This window comes from Clostridium sp. NkU-1, from assembly GCA_001312405.1.
The window spans coordinates 11,644-27,084 of record BBDR01000026.1 but is presented as its reverse complement, the minus strand read 5'-3'; the positions used below and the strand labels follow the sequence as shown (position 1 = coordinate 27,084).

Genomic DNA, 15,441 nt, shown 5'->3' with positions numbered 1-15,441 from the left:
ATGCTGAGACTGATGATTGTAGATGATGAACAGATTATAAGAGAGGCTCTTTCCCAAATGATCGACTATGAGTCCATCGGCTATAAGCTCATCGCCACTGCGAAAAATGGGATGGAGGCCTACGATATCATCTGTGACGATTATCCAGATGTGGTGATTACGGACATCCGGATGCCCATCCTAAACGGCCTGGACTTAATTGAACGTTCCATAAAATCAGATTCCCATATCACCTTTATCCTTCTTTCCGGCTACAATGATTTTGAATATGCCAAACAGGCCATGAAATACGGGGTCCGGTATTATCTTTTAAAACCAACAGATAAAAATGAGCTGGTCGAATCTCTGGTCTCTATAAGAAAGGAACGCCATGAGGAAGAAGAAAGCAGGAAGATGCAGCAGCAGGATTTTTTTAATAGGCCTGCATTTTCCCCTGGAACAGAGCTTTATTATGGAAGCACTGGAGCACCAGGATTCCTTTTCAGCCGTATTCCGTAAATACCAGGGCCTTTTATCCCTTCCAAAGAACTGCATTTATGCCTGCATCTGTTCCTTTGTGGAGGAAAGCTATTTAAAAAGCTTTATTTGTGACGTCAGAAAGCTTTTAGAGGATTCCAAGGTCCCCCTGCAGTTTTCCATACTTTATGTAAAAAAACACTGCCATCCTTATATTCCCGGCCTTTACCCTGGCAATCCAGGAACGGATGGAAAGTGCCATAACCAGTCTCCGGTATCCCGGCCAGTCCGTCACCTTTGAGGCGAAATTCCTTCACAGGGATTCAGCCGAAAAGCTTTTTCAGGAAATCATTCAGAAGGTTTCCCGCTTTGAACGGATCCTTCTCATCGGCGAGGGCGAAGATGCCCATGAAATCAGAAACCACATTGCTTCCCCCTGGATGATCAGCCGGCTTGAGGACTCCATAACCTCTGCCGTGGATACCATACAGGCCGGGGAACTCCTTGATTCTGTTTTTATGGACTCCATCCCCTTATCCACTGCAAGAAACCTTGCATTAGGTTTATTCCTTCAGACAGGGCCGGAACGGGAAAAGCTTCCTGTGGACGCTGCCTGTGACTTTTTCCGGCGTCTCTACTCCTGTGATACTGTGTCCGGAATCCGGGAGCTTCTTCGTGTGGTGCTGGTCCGGAAAGACACCGTATGCGGAGCTCATAAGGCAAGCTCCAACATCGCCCTTTTAAAAGCCTACATCAGGGAACATTTATATTCTGAAAATCTTTCTTTAAAGTGGCTGGCTGAGAATTATCTTTTCGTAAGCGTAGGCTACTTAAGCAAGCAGTTCGTAAAGGAAGAGGGGATGCATTTTTCCGACTACTTAAATAAAGAGCGGATGGAGGAAGCAATCCGGCTGATGACTTATTACCACAGCGATAACATAAAGCACATTGCCCGCCAGGTAGGATTCGGCAGCAATCCCCAATACTTCAGTCAGGTATTTAAGCGGTATACCGGCTTTCCGCCGACCGAATATATAGAAAAGCTGAAAAACAAACTTTAATCAAACACGGAAAAGGAGAAAGAACAATGATGACAAATGAGCAGCTGCTTGAAAAAAATCCATTTGGTTGTGGATAAACTGATGAATCTTGGAGGATATGACTATGACAAGGACAAAAACGTCAGCAGCACTGACACAAAAAAAGGACTCATCCAAAGAGATTTCGGCATAGAGGAATGGGACTGGCCCCAGGGAGTCGGACTGTATGGCTTATACAAGCTCCAGGAATTTTACGGAGACGGCCGGTATCTCCCATTCTTTGAAAAGTGGTACAGAGGCCATCTAAAGAAGGGACTTCCTTCCAAAAACATCAATACCACCGCTCCATTTCTTCCCCTGTCCTTTTTATACGAAAGCCTTGGCAATCCGGAGGAATTTTACAACCTGTGCGCTCAGAGGGCGGACTGGCTCATCAATGACCTGCCAAAGACCCCTGACAACGGATTCCAGCATGTGACCAGTGCCATCGGAAACCGGGATGGCGTAAGTTTAAATGATGGACAGATCTGGGTGGACACTTTATTCATGTCCGTGCTTTTCTTAAATCGAATGGGATACATATCCGGGAACGCCCTTTGGAAAGACGAAGCCCTTCATCAGTTCCTGGTCCATATCAAATATCTCTTTGACAAACAGACCGGCCTCTTCCATCACGGCTTCAGCTTTGAGCGCATGGATAATTTCGGGGGCATCTTCTGGTGCAGAGGAAACTCCTGGTTTACCTACGGGATCATGGAATACTTAGATACCTGCGGGGAAGGCTTAGACAAAGGAGTGAAGGCTTTTCTGACCGACACCTTCAAATCCCAGGCTTTTGCCTTTTACGCCTTCAGTCGACCTCAGGACTGTGGAACACCGTTCTCACCGACGATTCCAGCTACGGTGAAGTCTCAGGCTCTGCAGCCATTGCCGCCGGGCTTTTAAGGGGTGTAAAGGCAGGAATCCTTGACGATTCCTACAAGGCTTCTGCTGACCGGGCCATTGAAGCCATTTGCGCCAATATTTCTGAAGATGGAACGGTGTTAAACGTATCGGCCGGAACCGGAATCGGCATGGATTCCAGCCATTATAAGAACATTGCACTCATGCCCATGGCTTATGGGCAGGCCCTTACCCTGACCGCTTTGTACGAGGCCCTGGATAAGGAATAACCTTCCGGCAATACTGCTGGAAAGGAAAAAAGGAACATGGCTGTACTCTTGCCATGTTCCTTCCTTTTATGCCTCATACCCCCTATCTGCTGCCTCTTATGTCACTAGGCCCCTCCCCCAGCCTTTCTGTATTTTAAAGGCGTCACATCCGTATGCTTTTTAAATACCCGTTCAAAATAGGTAATACTTTCAAATCCAAGAATTTCCGATATTTCCGTAATGGAATACCCGCTGTTTGCCAGAAGCTCTTTGGCTTTTCTCACTCTTGCTAAGTTCCGGTATTCATTTACGGAAAATCCGGTCACCTCCCGGAAGATTCTGCTTAAATAGGATTTGCTGATAAAAAAAGCCTCTGCCAGCTCTTCTAAGCTCTCTCCTGTCTCGCAGTGAAGTGTTAAATATTCCGCCACCTCATGCACCTTTCCATGCTTTGCAGTCTGTACTGTCGGTGGCATCTCCTTAAGTAAGGTTTTCTTCCTGTTTCGGTAGACCATTACTAAAATCTGGGAAAGCTTAAGCCTTACCATTGTCTCATACCGTTCTCTCCTGTGGATCAGTTCCTCGGAGATTCCAAGCAAGAGTTCTTTCATTTCTTCCCATTCTCCCTGGGACAGCCTGGCCACTCCATAATAATCTCCGAACAGCTTCTCAAGGGAAGATACCCCTGCCAGCTTAAGCCATGGTTCCAAAACCCTCCCGCTTAGCTGGAGAAGAATCCTGTCATGCCTCTTGCTTCCCGCCTGGCTTGTCTTATGTACCTGTTCCCGGTTTACCAAAACTACATCCCCTGTTTTCACATAATAGGTCTCTTTTTCTATGAAATAGTAACGTTCTCCTTCCAGAAGAAAATAAAGCTCATAGGTATCATGAAAATGCTTCATGGTCATGGAATATTCCTGGTCCCGGACCACCTCATCAATGGTGAGTCCCTCCATGCTCTCCGAAAATATGGTTTTTTCCATTCCAGCCTCCGAAATAGTAGCCAAAAGTATGATTTTATTAAAAAAGGTCCCAATTATATAAGATTTATAATACTATAATCCATTATAATATAGTTTATCCGAACTTGCAACGCAAGTGAGGATAAAAGGGGCGTACTTTGCCCCGTCCATCCGATTATGAAAACATCTTTTGTTTTCATAATATAGCTTATCTGAACTTGCAACGCAAGTGAAGAAAAAAAGGGCTGCTTTTCAGCCCAATAGTAAAATGAAATACCACTTTGTAAGAAACCTATTATGAAACGAATTCTTTTAACAGGAGGAAACCCTTATGAAATATGCAGACAATAAAGTAAGCGATATTAATATCGCCTATATCGGCGGCGGCTCCAGAGGCTGGGCCTGGACCTTTATGACGGATCTTTCCATGGACGACTCTTTAAGCGGAACCATCCGTTTATATGACATCGATGAGTCAGCCGCAAAAAATAATGAAACAATCGGCAACAAGCTGACAAACAGAAAGGATACTACCGGAAAATGGAATTACGTCACAGCAGCCTCCTTAAAGGAAGCTCTGACCGGATGTGACTTTGCAGTCATCTCCATTCTCCCGGGAACCTTTGATGAGATGGATTCTGACGTCCATCTTCCTGAAAGGCTTGGCATCTACCAGTCCGTTGGTGATACCGCAGGCCCTGGAGGAATGGTCCGTGCTCTCCGTACCATCCCCATGTTTGTAACCATTGCAGAGGCAGTAAAAGAATATTCGCCAAATGCCTGGATCATCAACTACACAAATCCAATGTCCCTGTGCGTAAAGACTCTTTACCACGTATTTCCCCAGATCAAGGCTTTCGGCTGCTGCCATGAAGTGTTCGGTACCCAGAAGGTTTTAAAGGGAATCTGTGAAGAAACCTTTGGCTTTGAAAACATTGACCGCCGGGACATCAATGTAAACGTTCTGGGAATCAATCATTTTACCTGGTTTGACCAGGCCTCCTACAAGGGAATCGACTTATTCCCTGTTTACCGTGATTATATTGACGCCCACTATGAGGAGGGCTACAATGAGCCGGATAAGAACTGGGCAAATAACAGCTTTGAGTGCGCTCACAGAGTGAAATTTGATCTCTTCCGCCGCTATGGCCTGATCGCTGCTGCCGGTGACCGCCACCTTGCAGAATTCATGCCGGGAAGCAATTACTTAAGGGATCCGGAAACCGTAAAGAGCTGGAAATTCGGACTCACTGCTGTTGCCTGGAGAAAAGAGGATTTAAAAAAACCGTTTGGCCAAGAGCCACCGCCTTGCAGGGGGAGAAGAGGACATTGAACTGAAAGCATCGGGAGAAGAAGGAATCCTTCTGATCAAAGCCCTGTGCGGCCTTGAAAAAAACCGTGAGCAATGTCAATATTCCCAATTCTTTCTTACAGATTCCAAACCTGCCGGCAGAAGCCGTTGTTGAAACCAACGCCCTGTTCAGCCGGGACAGCATTAAACCGGTGGCAGCTGGCTCCATACCGGAAAATGTCCTTGAACTGATCAGGCCCCATGCTGCCAACCATCAGCTCATTCTGGAAGCCGCTCTCACTTATGACCGCTCCCTGGTGTATGAGGCCTTCTTAAACGATCCTCTGGTAAAAGGCCGGGCCGGGGAAGAAGAAATCAAAAAACTGGCAGACGACATGATCGAAAACACTCTGGCTTATCTGCCGGATGGCTGGAAATAGAACTATAAAAAATATGGAGTTACTGCAAAAAGTATGGATTGGCTTTTTTTTGCAGTAGCTCCTTAAGTGTTTATTTCTCCAGAAATTTCAGGGTAAAATGTGCCTCCCCCTGTTCATTAATCTCCATTATCATGTAAGATGGCTTTCTCCCTTCCTGCCGAGGATAGGAAAGGCTGCCCGGATTTAAGATCGTAATCCCATTATGTACCTCATAATAAGGTCTGTGGGTATGACCATACATGGCGATATCAAGGCCTCTTTCCGCCGCCTCCTGCTCCAGGCGCTCAACTCCAAGGGATACGTTATAATAATGACCATGGGTAAGCAAAGCCCGGTACTTTCCTATTTTCACTTCCCTCTCCCGTTCCAGATCTGAGAAAAAATCATTGTTGCCAAGAACCATCTGAAGCTCACAGCCAGCGGGAATCCAGCCGGCTATTTTATCTTCGCTGCCTTCCGAATCCCCCAGGTGGATCAGCATGTCCAGCGGCCCGATTTCTGTAATGATCTTATGTAAACTCTCATCTTTGCGGTGCGTATCACTGACAATCAGTATCTTCATTATTCTCCCCTCCTGTAAAAACATCCATAAGCTGACCTTTCATGGCTTCCAGGGCCTTTCCACGATGGCTGATTTTATTCTTCTGTTCCAGGGTAAGCTGGGCACTGGTCACTCCGAATTCCGGTATATAGAGGATGGGATCATAGCCAAAGCCGCCTTCTCCGGCGGGCCGGTCAGCAAGAAGACCTTCCATGGACTCTTCCGTATGGATCACCTGTCCATCTGGCAGTACTGCGGCGATATTGCATACAAAACGGGCGCTTCGTTCCCCGCCCTTTGCATGGGCAGCCCGGTCAAGGATATTCTGGTTTTTGATCTCATAGGAAGTGTCTTCTCCCATATATCTGGCAGAAAGGATTCCAGGTTCTCCGTTTAAGCAGTCTACCACCAGGCCGGAATCATCTGCAAGCACGATTCCTCCGGTCACTTTCCACACTTCCCTGGCCTTTATCTCAGCGTTTTCCCCAAATGTAGCTCCATTCTCCACAATATCCAGGCTTGCACCGGCCTCTTTCATGGAGAGAATCTCCATTCCCAGGTCCTTTAGGATCTCCCTGATCTCTCTCATTTTCCCTTCATTCCCTGTGGCAAATACGATCTTTTTGTCGCTCATCTCTTCCGTCCTCCATAAACATTTTCACCGGTCTTTTGTGTACGCCTTTAAACACAGGTTACAGTTCTTTTCTTCGGCCCGTTCCCACGTTATGCCATCAGCACTGATGTAACCTTCCCCGTCTGAGACGTTGACAAAGGTACGTCCATCTCCCGCATCATACTCAATGGCCGCAGGATGGACTGCATCAGGCGTGGTGATTTTTACGATTACCGCAAACCGCTCCCCTTCAGAAAGCTCTAAGCCTTCCGGCTGATTTCCCTTAAGAGGCACCGTATAATATCCCCCATAGTCAAAGCTTCCCTTAGAAAGAAGAACCTTCCGGTTAAAATCCCGTTCTTCCAAAATATCGGATTCTTTCCCCGCATGATGCACCACGTAAACCTCATAGGAGGTGCCGGGACCTGTGGCATAGAAGCCTGCCGCTTCAAGGCGCTGGGAAGCTCCTGCTTCATATACATTGGAAAACCACACGGTATCTTGCCCATATCCCAGCTGGCCGACCCAGCCCCGGAGATCCGTCTGATAAATATGATCATAATTATCCGTGTCTTCCACAACCGTATAAACAATGTTACTAATTCCAATATTGGAATCATAATAGGATACATAAAAATATCCCTGGTCTCCGAATCCATCCCCCCAGCTGTTCATACAGATAAATGCCCCGTCTCCCTGGACTTCCCCTTGAAAGTTCTCCTTAGGATAAGCATCATCCCAGCCAATGATCACAGAATCATGGTTGGGCGGCTCAGGGCCTGTATAGCAATAGGCGAAGGCTCATCATTGTAGGATTCAAACCGGCTGTCCCCAGCCTCCATGGAAGTGTAAAGGGAGCTTTGGACACCGCCATACGCAAGAACAGCCCGTTTGATCTTCTCATAATCCTTATCCGGAAGAATCTGGATCTCCTGGACATGTTTCTCCGCTTTTAAGCCGTCAGGCGAAATGCCGTCGCCGTATGGGTCATCTGCTTCCAATACCGGCCCTCTCCATGACAGCAGATAGGCCATTGACATGGTATATTCCCCGCCTTCTTCCTGGGGGATGCAAAATCCATTGTTTAAAGACATATGGTCTTCCGAAAAATCATAGCTTTCATCTGGCAGCAGCGCTGCTTCCAAAGCCTGGAGCGAGGCAAAGGCCCAGCAGGTTCCAATAGTACCCTGGTTTTTCACAGAGGGAACCCGGCCTTCCTTTCTCCCATCATAGAAGGCCGGGAGCTGTTCGTTTAAAACTTCCGTTTTCGATGACGGCATCCGGCTGTATGCCTCTACGCTTCCCGACTCTTTTAAATAATCCCGGCCTGCTTTGTCCGCAGGATCAGGCTCCGGACCAGAGATCCGGAAGCCTGCGGAAAAACAGAGGATCATCAGAAGGAGGAAAAACCATTTTTTTATTCTTCAACCGAATCTCCCACTTTTCTTTTTGGGGGCTTTGGCCCCATAAACTGATAGAAATAAGTTTTCATCATACCATTATAAATTTTCCGGTTTTTATCCGCCTTTTTGCCGATGTATTTCTCAGCATCCTCATAGGCAGTGATCATGTATAAGGACCAGGCGTCAAGAGCCTTATACCGGTCCCCGATCTGCCGGTACAGCTCCGGTAAATTCTTTTTTTCCTCAATTCGTTCCCCGTAAGGCGGATTCGTAATGATAAAACCATATTTTTTTGGATGGCTTAAGGAAGCCAGAGGTCTTTGCTGAAAGTGAATCATATGGTCCACTCCGGCTGATTCTGCATTGGCTCTGGCAGCCTTTACAATCTCACCGTCTATGTCATAGCCCTGTATATCCACCTTGACATCGGAATCAAAAAGGTCGTTTGCCTCATCCATTGTCTCATACCAGCATTTTCTTGGAATCAGGTTTTTCCAGTCCTCGGCAAGAAAGGAACGGTTCATGCCGGGTGCCATGTTGGCCGCCATCATGGCCGCTTCGATCACAAAGGTTCCGCTTCCGCAGAAAGGGTCTACCAGGATCCGGTCCTTGTTCCATGGAGTCAGCATAATAAGGGCAGCAGCAAGGGTCTCCGTAATAGGAGCCTTGCTGGTTAATGTACGGTATCCCCTCCTATGGAGGGAATCTCCCGTGGTATCAATACCAATGGTCACCTCATCCTTATGAAGGAATACACGCAGAGGGTAGCTGCTTCCGCTCTCCGGAAACCATTGAACGCCATAAGCCCCCTTTAACCGCTCCACCATGGCTTTCTTCATGATGGACTGGATATCTGAGGGGCTGAATAATTTACTTTTAATAGAGGAAGCCTTAGCGACCCAGAATTTACCTTCCTGAGGAATAAAATCCTCCCAGCAAATTGCCCTGGTCCCCTGAAAAAGCTCTTCAAAAGATTCCGCATGAAAGCTTCCCACTTTTAGTAAAACTCTTTCTGCAGTACGCAGAAATACATTGGCACGGCAGATAGCCTCATCATCTCCAATAAAGGTGACTCTTCCGTCTTCTACTGATGCAATGTCATAACCCAGATCCGTGATTTCTCTTTTTAAAACCGCTTCCATGCCAAAATGACAGGGTGCGATCAGTTCAAATGTTTTTTTTCACTTTATTCTCCTAAGTTCATTTCTTTTATAACATTCCCGTCAAAATCCATGATACGGAACACCTTATCCTCCAGCATTCCGTAAGTAGGAGGATTGCCGCTCTTTGGAATGGACACGGAGCCTGGATTTAATATGGTAATATCGCCAAAACGCTCTGCGGTCAGGATATGAGTGTGTCCATGAAGCAGAATATCTCCCTTCTGTAGCGGAGGCAGGTTTTCCTTATTATAAATGTGTCCGTGAGTGGCATAGATTGTCAGGCCGGGGGCAGCAAGCAGGGCATAGTCCCCGAGAATCGGAAATTCCAGCACCATCTGATCCACTTCTGTGTCACAGTTTCCCCGTACACTATAGATCTGGTCCTTGCAGCCATTTAACATGGAAATCACCTCTTTTGGAGCATACTCCCTTGGAAGATCATTTCTGGGACCATGGTAAAGAATGTCACCTAACAGGATCAGCCTGCCTGCTCCGGAAGTTTTATATACATCTAACAGCTTCCTGCAAAAATAGGCAGAGCCATGAATGTCGGAAGCAATCATATATTTCATAAGTTATTTTCTCCTTTTGTATTTAATAGGTATATTTTAAGGCTAGCGGGGTATTTCTGTCAATGAATTTACCTATCCGCGAACCATATATTTTCCTCTGTAATATGCGATTCCATTGGCTATATTGACCACATTATATCCGGACTGCTCCAATTTCCTGCAGGCCATCATGCTTTGTCCGCCCCGGGAACAGTAAAATATCAAAAGTTTATCCTTTGGCAAGCTGCTCACCCAACGATCCATATCTTCATATGGCAGATTTACCGCTCCCTGAATATGGGATTGCCTGTAGGACGATTGACTGCGAAGATCTATAATCATAATATCACTGTAATAATTGATATAATGATCGACTTCCCAAATCGGTATGGTCTTAAACATACTATCACCTGTCCTTTCTAGTAATAATATATTCCATATTTTCAGGTTTGCGAAAATCATTTAGAATCAGGAAGATTTCAACAAAAAAACGCGGGAAAGGACCTCTTTGTCACTTTCCCACGCCTTTTCTCAAGAACAATTGGATCAGCTTCCGTTATTAGTTGAATCTGTTGCGGTTGTTGTCTTTGCTGGAATCACGGCTGCTGTCTCTGCTGGAATCACGGCTGCTGTCCCTGCTGGAATCGCGGCAGCAATCCTTGCTGGAGTTACGGCTGTTATCCTTGCTGGAGTTACGGCTATTGTTCTGATTGTTGTTCTGGTTGTTGTTCTGGTTGTTGTTCTGGTTGTTGTTCTGATTGTTGTTCTGGGAGTTTCTGGAATTTTCCATATCATTGTAGTTATTCTTGGACATAATAAATACCTCCTGTCGGCGTTTTTCGTTACATCGTTAGTATGGCGTGATTCAAAAATATTATACAATTGTTTTTTTATTTTAAAATTAAAGAATAAATGGCATATTATTCGAAAATGCGGCTGTATTTTGTAAAAATACTTTGCATTTTTATCACAGCTATATTATAATCAAAATGAGGGGTTTTCCCCTCATCCTTATTAATTATTTATACTCCCCTCAGAAGCAGCCGAGATAGCTCCCCTATTCCGGCTGTTTCTCTTTTTTAACCGAATCAAGCAGCGATAGCTGCTATTCGGTTATGCCCGGTGAATCGGGGCACGCTGTGAGCAAGCAAGGCCGCGGATTGCGAATATCCACTTGACTATGGTAAAAGCAGGATACATAACTGATGGCACCATCAAAAGACCCCCGCATAAAATGCCGAGGGTCTTATATCCCTTTCCAAAATCCGGTTGTCCGCTAATTCATTAATCGCCAAGAACATTGACAATTTTTACAGGTGTCCGATAATTCCACGGAGAAGTCTTAATACCTGTACTATAAGTTGATGAATGTACTACCTGTCCATTACCGATAAACATGGCAACATGGTTTATGGATGATCCTTTTCCATAAAAAAATCAAATCGCCTGGGCGCATCTGATCTACGCTGACTGCTCTTCCCTGGGAAGCCTGTCCACCTGAGGAACGGTTTAAGGTAAGGCCGGCTGCGTGCTGCATCACATATCTGGTAAATCCGGAACAGTCTACTCCGGTGCGTGGATCGCTGCCGCCATAAGCGTAACGTCCGCCTACGAACTGAAGTGCGTAATTAACAATGCTCTGTCTGAAATTAACGGCTTCCTCTGCCTGAACCTTTACATCCAATGCAGCCAGTGTTTCCTCATCAGTTGAGGATACGGTTGCATTGCCCTCTACCGGCATATATCCATATGTATCATTAATCTTAACTTTCATGTATCCATCGCCCATATCCTGTATAACTTCAAAGGAAGATCCTTTAGAAGCGGTCATGAGCGCTTCCTGACCAGCTTCATCCTTGCTGATCGTTACATTATCTGCATCAACGGTCACCATATAATTCCCATAAGTGAGTCCTGGACCGGAAATTTCATCTGCTCTTACATCTGAAGGAACTGCCACTACCATTGCTCCGCAAAAAGCCATAAGTCCTAACGTTTTCCATGCTTTATTTATCATCGGGAAATCTGCTCCTATTTTTACTTTTTGATTTTCAAATGTTACGTAAATATTAAATTCATTACGGTTATTATACAATTATTTTATCTTTTCGTCAAGTATTATTTAAAAGTGCACGAATTTCGAAATATTTTAGTTTAAAACCCTGACAAATTTCACAGGCTTGCGATACATGACGTTTGTTACGATAATTCCGGTCTTTTCTGTGGAAGCATGGACTACCCGGCCGTCTCCCATGTATAAGGCCACATGGTTAATAGAACCATTTTTTCCATAAAATACCAAATCTCCTGCGCGGGCTTCCTCGTAGCTGACACTGCGTCCTTCCCTTGACTGAGACTTAGAGCTATGGCTTAAATTGACTCCGGCCGCATTCCTTAACACATAGCTGGTAAACCCGGAACAGTCCACTCCTGTTTTGGGATTGACTCCTCCGTAGACATAGCGTCCACCCACAAACTGAAGCGCATAATCTACGATTTTCTGGCGCTGCAGAACAGACTTGTCCACCTTTTCCTGAGTTTTCTCAATCAGGGTCACAGCACCGCTTTCTATGTAACCTTCTCCTTCAGGAGTTTTTATTTTAAGCCATCCATCCTTTGGGGATTCAACCACTTCATAAGTCTGGCCTTCCCCAGCCAGGGAAAGAGCCGTTCCCGCTGTATCGGCAGCTTCTCTGACAGACACAGGCATATCCATCTTCGCATAAAGTGTTGTGCTGGTTTCCACAGCAATCTCCGCTGCTTTCGCCTCTACCTGGGGAATTCCGCTTAAGCTTGCTAAAAGCCCTAAAAGCCCCATCGCCTTCCACATTTTATTCTTCATATTAAATCTCCTGTTTTTACGTTTTTCTGTCGTTTCCGCAAAACTTCTTTAAGTTGTTACATAATTGTTACATTTCGAATTATATACTTATTCCTCGTATTTGTCAAGCAAAAACGGCAGTCATGGCGCTTTATGCGTCATGACTGCCGTCATACATTTGTAATATTTATTTGAATTTATTAAATATATTTGACTTTATCGTTTCGAACCTCTTACAAACCAGACAATGAGAAATATCAAAAGCAAGGGGCCCATAATAGGCATCAGAAGGCTGAAAATCCCTGTAACAATGCTGGCAATCAGAAAGAAAAACAGGATAAACACCACAACTCCCAAAAGCTTCCAGTACCATTTACTCAAGTCAATGTAATGCATATGACGTCCGAAATTTCCCGGCTCCTCATACACATTCCGATCCGCGCCGGAATAGGATTCATAGTAAGTTCTTCCGGATCCGCTGCCCTTTGCATTCTCGTTGGCCTCAAAAATTGTCCTGGCAATCAGCCTTGGATCGCCGATGGAAGCTATCACCGCCTCTTCCGTAGATCCATTGCTCACTTCCGTGCTGATATATTCTTCATAGTACCTGATATTTTCTTCGATCACACTTCCAGGGACTTCACCTGATAAAGCCTCCCTTAAGCGCTGTAAAAACTCCTGTCTGCTCATCTGAGCCTCCTTCAATTAAGTAAATAGCTTTGATCATTGTATCATCTGACAGGGATTTCGTAAAGAAACCTTCTCTGAATAAATTCTTAAAATTTCATAATATAACTTATCAGAAATCACTTTTTCTGATTTCTGATAAAAGGCAGTGCTTTTACTGCCGTCCATCCGATTATGAAAACATCCTTTTTGTTTTCATAATATAGCTTATTAGAAATCATTTTTTCTGATTTCTGATAAAAGGCGGCCGGACTACTCTACCTTTTCCTTAATTACACCATCGGTATGCCGCCACCAGCTCCTTTAAGTCCGCAATCCGTTCCGCCAGCTCAGCACCCTTATCCGTATCCGCCACCATGACCCGGTTCTTCATATTCTCGACAACCGAAACCTTTGGCGTGCTTTCCTTATTGGGATCAAAGGGCTTGTGCTCCGCAAGAGCCAGATGGTTGGAATTATAAATCAGCGTATAGCCTGCGATTCCGGTCTTGGACTGGTAAGCCTTTGACAGCCCTCCATCTATGAGAAACAGCTTGCCGCCCGCCTTTACCGGAGATTCCCCTTCCTTTATCTTCACCGGAACATGGCCGTTGATGATGTGGGACCCTTTTTTTAGGAAGACCGAACTCTTCCAATATCTTATCACAGTATTCTTCCTTCATGCTAAGCCTGTAATAAGGGTTCATAGGCTCCTTGCGGGCGGAAGTATCTTCAATAAAATAATGCTCAAAGGTCGTCATCTTCCCCTTACCGTAGACCGGGGACTTGGCTCCGCACCATAGATACCACATGAAATCCCTGGCATCCTCACTTTCCGCGGAACCTTCCGGCATAAAATATGCATTTTGAACCTTCCGGTCCACGTAATCCATCAGTGCCTTTCCTGAATAAGCATGGTGATCCACCACAATCTCTTCAAAGGAGCCATCCTCCCTCATAGGAATGCAGCCATGATACAAAAGGTTTGAATTGTAGCATTTGTACATGCTTCCATGAGAATACAGAAAACGAACATGCTTATGAAGAAGCTCGTTATGCATGAAGGAAAGCTGAAGGGTATGGAGAAGCTCTCCCTCCTCTTTGCTCAGCTTTAACGGTTCCTTGGGGTCCACCGTTGGGAAGAACTTATCAAGCATTGGATATTCTTTACCCTCCACGGTCACAACGCCCCGTTTAAAGTCAATGGCCTCAATCAGGATCCGGTCGCTCATTTCATATTCGGGATGGCGTTTTATAATCTGTCCTTCTACCTTGAACTGAATGATTGCAATGGCCTTATGCATCTTGGCCGCCAGTCCCGGGTCCACCGCGTCATAGATGTTTTCATCAAGAATCTGGGGAATGAACTGGTCGCAGGGATCTTCCCGGTAAACCCTGGCTGCAAACATGGATAAAGGACGCAGGTTTATGCCATAACCGTCCTCCAGCACATCAAAGCTGTTATAGCTGATGGCAATACGCAGTACGTTGCAGATACATGCCAGATTCCCGGTGGCTGCTCCCATCCAGGAGATGTCATGATTGCCCCACTGTATATCAACGTCATGAAATTGCAGCAGTTCATTCATAATGATATCCGCCCTTGGGCCACGGTCAAAAATATCCCCGATAATATGCAGGCTGTCAATGGTCAGATTCTGGATCAGCTCGCATAAGGCTATGATAAACTTATCTCCGACCCGGATGTCAATGATGGATCGTATGATTTCATTATAGTATACACGTTTATTGTCATCATTATAATCCACATGAATCAGCTCATCAATGATGTAGGCAAACTCCGGCGGCATTTTCTTCCTTACCTTGGATCTGGTGTACTTTGATGAAACCATTTTACAGATCTGTACCAGCCGGTAAATGGTCACTCTCTGCCAGTCACCGTCTGCCAGGCCCTTAAGCTCCAGCTGATTCATGACCCGCTCCGGATAGTAAATTAAGTTCGCTAACTCCACTTCTTCTTTCTCTGGTATGATGTGGCTGAATGTTTCCGTGATTTTTTCACGGATAACGCCTGAGGCACTTTTTAACAAATGGACAAATGCCTCGTACTCGCCATGCAGGTCACTGAAAAAAATATTCCGTTCCCTTTGGTAAGCCCTGAATGGCCGTAAGGTTGATGATCTCGCTGGAAGCAGCTTTAATTGTCGGATACTCCCTTGCCATCAGTTTCAGATACGCCAGACTTCTCATAATACCTCCCCTTCTCCCTGAAGCGATACTGCATCTTTATAGAGTTATAGTATCATAAAAGATATCAATTTAAAACCCTTTTTAACAAGGCGGCTTCCATAGTTCCAATGCTTCCCTTGATTTGATCTCACA

Annotated in this window: 20 protein-coding genes and 1 pseudogene; 7 read left to right on the top strand and 14 right to left on the bottom strand. The window is 45.4% G+C overall.

All coding sequences use genetic code 11. The features are described 5' to 3' along the window. Genes JCM10519_RS23620 through JCM10519_RS33460 form a run of 5 tightly spaced genes read left to right on the top strand, consistent with a single transcriptional unit; the run spans nucleotide 1 to nucleotide 2,668 of the window. Entirely contained in the window at nucleotides 1-498 is a 498-nt protein-coding gene (locus tag JCM10519_RS23620) for a response regulator (protein ID WP_054742315.1), read from the top strand. Next, nucleotides 452-757, top strand: a complete 306-nt coding sequence (locus JCM10519_RS33465; protein WP_347845295.1) for a hypothetical protein — start codon at nucleotides 452-454, stop codon at nucleotides 755-757. The genes JCM10519_RS23620 and JCM10519_RS33465 overlap by 47 nt, the downstream gene beginning before the upstream one ends. Next, entirely contained in the window at nucleotides 705-1,517 is an 813-nt protein-coding gene (locus JCM10519_RS23615; protein ID WP_054742313.1) for a helix-turn-helix domain-containing protein, read from the top strand. The genes JCM10519_RS33465 and JCM10519_RS23615 overlap by 53 nt, the downstream gene beginning before the upstream one ends. Nucleotides 1,518-1,565: 48 nt before the next feature. Beyond that, nucleotides 1,566-2,441, top strand: coding sequence for a glycoside hydrolase family 88 protein (locus tag JCM10519_RS23610; protein ID WP_347845294.1), 876 nt, complete (start codon nucleotides 1,566-1,568; stop codon nucleotides 2,439-2,441). Further along, complete coding sequence (locus JCM10519_RS33460; protein WP_347845309.1) at nucleotides 2,363-2,668, top strand: glycoside hydrolase family 88 protein; 306 nt, start codon at nucleotides 2,363-2,365, stop codon at nucleotides 2,666-2,668. Before JCM10519_RS23610 ends, JCM10519_RS33460 begins: the two co-directional genes overlap by 79 nt. A 104-nt stretch (nucleotides 2,669-2,772) precedes the next feature. Here the strand turns inward: JCM10519_RS33460 and JCM10519_RS23605 are convergent, their stop codons facing one another. Beyond that, on the bottom strand, nucleotides 2,773-3,630 hold the full coding sequence (locus tag JCM10519_RS23605; protein ID WP_054742311.1) for a helix-turn-helix domain-containing protein: 858 nt from the start codon (nucleotides 3,628-3,630) through the stop codon (nucleotides 2,773-2,775). A gap of 310 nt (nucleotides 3,631-3,940) precedes the next feature. Here JCM10519_RS23605 and JCM10519_RS23600 point away from each other — a divergent pair, with 310 nt between their 5' ends. Beyond that, on the top strand, nucleotides 3,941-4,942 hold the full coding sequence (locus JCM10519_RS23600) for a hypothetical protein (protein ID WP_347845293.1): 1,002 nt from the start codon (nucleotides 3,941-3,943) through the stop codon (nucleotides 4,940-4,942). A 53-nt stretch (nucleotides 4,943-4,995) separates the two neighbouring features. Beyond that, on the top strand, nucleotides 4,996-5,340 hold the full coding sequence (locus JCM10519_RS33455) for a hypothetical protein (protein WP_347845292.1): 345 nt from the start codon (nucleotides 4,996-4,998) through the stop codon (nucleotides 5,338-5,340). A gap of 70 nt (nucleotides 5,341-5,410) precedes the next feature. Here JCM10519_RS33455 and JCM10519_RS23595 read toward each other — a convergent pair whose 3' ends face one another. The 13 genes and pseudogenes from JCM10519_RS23595 to JCM10519_RS23545 form a co-directional block, all read right to left on the bottom strand. Continuing rightward, nucleotides 5,411-5,902 carry a YfcE family phosphodiesterase gene (locus JCM10519_RS23595; RefSeq protein ID WP_054742309.1) on the bottom strand — a complete coding sequence of 164 codons (492 nt, stop codon included), beginning with the start codon at nucleotides 5,900-5,902 and terminating at the stop codon, nucleotides 5,411-5,413. Next, complete coding sequence (gene rdgB, locus JCM10519_RS23590; RefSeq protein ID WP_054742307.1) at nucleotides 5,880-6,515, bottom strand: RdgB/HAM1 family non-canonical purine NTP pyrophosphatase; 636 nt, start codon at nucleotides 6,513-6,515, stop codon at nucleotides 5,880-5,882. Before rdgB ends, JCM10519_RS23595 begins: the two co-directional genes overlap by 23 nt. A 24-nt stretch (nucleotides 6,516-6,539) precedes the next feature. Continuing rightward, the gene (locus JCM10519_RS33450; protein WP_347845291.1) at nucleotides 6,540-7,247 is read right to left on the bottom strand and encodes a lectin like domain-containing protein; all 708 of its coding nucleotides are present in this window, start codon (nucleotides 7,245-7,247) and stop codon (nucleotides 6,540-6,542) included. Further along, nucleotides 7,244-7,888 carry a C1 family peptidase gene (locus JCM10519_RS33445; RefSeq protein ID WP_347845290.1) on the bottom strand — a complete coding sequence of 215 codons (645 nt, stop codon included), beginning with the start codon at nucleotides 7,886-7,888 and terminating at the stop codon, nucleotides 7,244-7,246. The genes JCM10519_RS33450 and JCM10519_RS33445 overlap by 4 nt, the downstream gene beginning before the upstream one ends. A gap of 23 nt (nucleotides 7,889-7,911) precedes the next feature. Continuing rightward, nucleotides 7,912-9,039: an RNA methyltransferase gene (locus JCM10519_RS23580; protein ID WP_054742305.1), complete on the bottom strand. Its 1,128-nt coding sequence runs from the start codon at nucleotides 9,037-9,039 to the stop codon at nucleotides 7,912-7,914. Nucleotides 9,040-9,083: 44 nt separating this feature from the next. After that, nucleotides 9,084-9,632: a phosphodiesterase gene (gene yfcE / locus JCM10519_RS23575; RefSeq protein ID WP_054742304.1), complete on the bottom strand. Its 549-nt coding sequence runs from the start codon at nucleotides 9,630-9,632 to the stop codon at nucleotides 9,084-9,086. Between the two features lie 72 nt (nucleotides 9,633-9,704). Next, nucleotides 9,705-10,013: a rhodanese-like domain-containing protein gene (locus tag JCM10519_RS23570; protein WP_054742302.1), complete on the bottom strand. Its 309-nt coding sequence runs from the start codon at nucleotides 10,011-10,013 to the stop codon at nucleotides 9,705-9,707. Between the two features lie 157 nt (nucleotides 10,014-10,170). Further along, entirely contained in the window at nucleotides 10,171-10,425 is a 255-nt protein-coding gene (locus JCM10519_RS23565) for a hypothetical protein (protein WP_347845289.1), read from the bottom strand. A gap of 470 nt (nucleotides 10,426-10,895) precedes the next feature. Beyond that, the gene (locus tag JCM10519_RS33440) at nucleotides 10,896-11,009 is read right to left on the bottom strand and encodes a hypothetical protein (RefSeq protein ID WP_347845288.1); all 114 of its coding nucleotides are present in this window, start codon (nucleotides 11,007-11,009) and stop codon (nucleotides 10,896-10,898) included. Continuing rightward, entirely contained in the window at nucleotides 10,996-11,628 is a 633-nt protein-coding gene (locus tag JCM10519_RS23560; protein ID WP_347845287.1) for an NlpC/P60 family protein, read from the bottom strand. Before JCM10519_RS23560 ends, JCM10519_RS33440 begins: the two co-directional genes overlap by 14 nt. Before the next feature lie 132 nt (nucleotides 11,629-11,760). Continuing rightward, the gene (locus JCM10519_RS23555) at nucleotides 11,761-12,453 is read right to left on the bottom strand and encodes an NlpC/P60 family protein (protein WP_054742298.1); all 693 of its coding nucleotides are present in this window, start codon (nucleotides 12,451-12,453) and stop codon (nucleotides 11,761-11,763) included. A 195-nt stretch (nucleotides 12,454-12,648) separates the two neighbouring features. Further along, nucleotides 12,649-13,122, bottom strand: a complete 474-nt coding sequence (locus tag JCM10519_RS23550; protein WP_054742295.1) for a DUF1700 domain-containing protein — start codon at nucleotides 13,120-13,122, stop codon at nucleotides 12,649-12,651. Nucleotides 13,123-13,371: 249 nt separating this feature from the next. After that, nucleotides 13,372-15,309, bottom strand: a pseudogene (locus JCM10519_RS23545) (fructose-1,6-bisphosphatase). Nucleotides 15,310-15,441 lie beyond the last annotated feature (132 nt).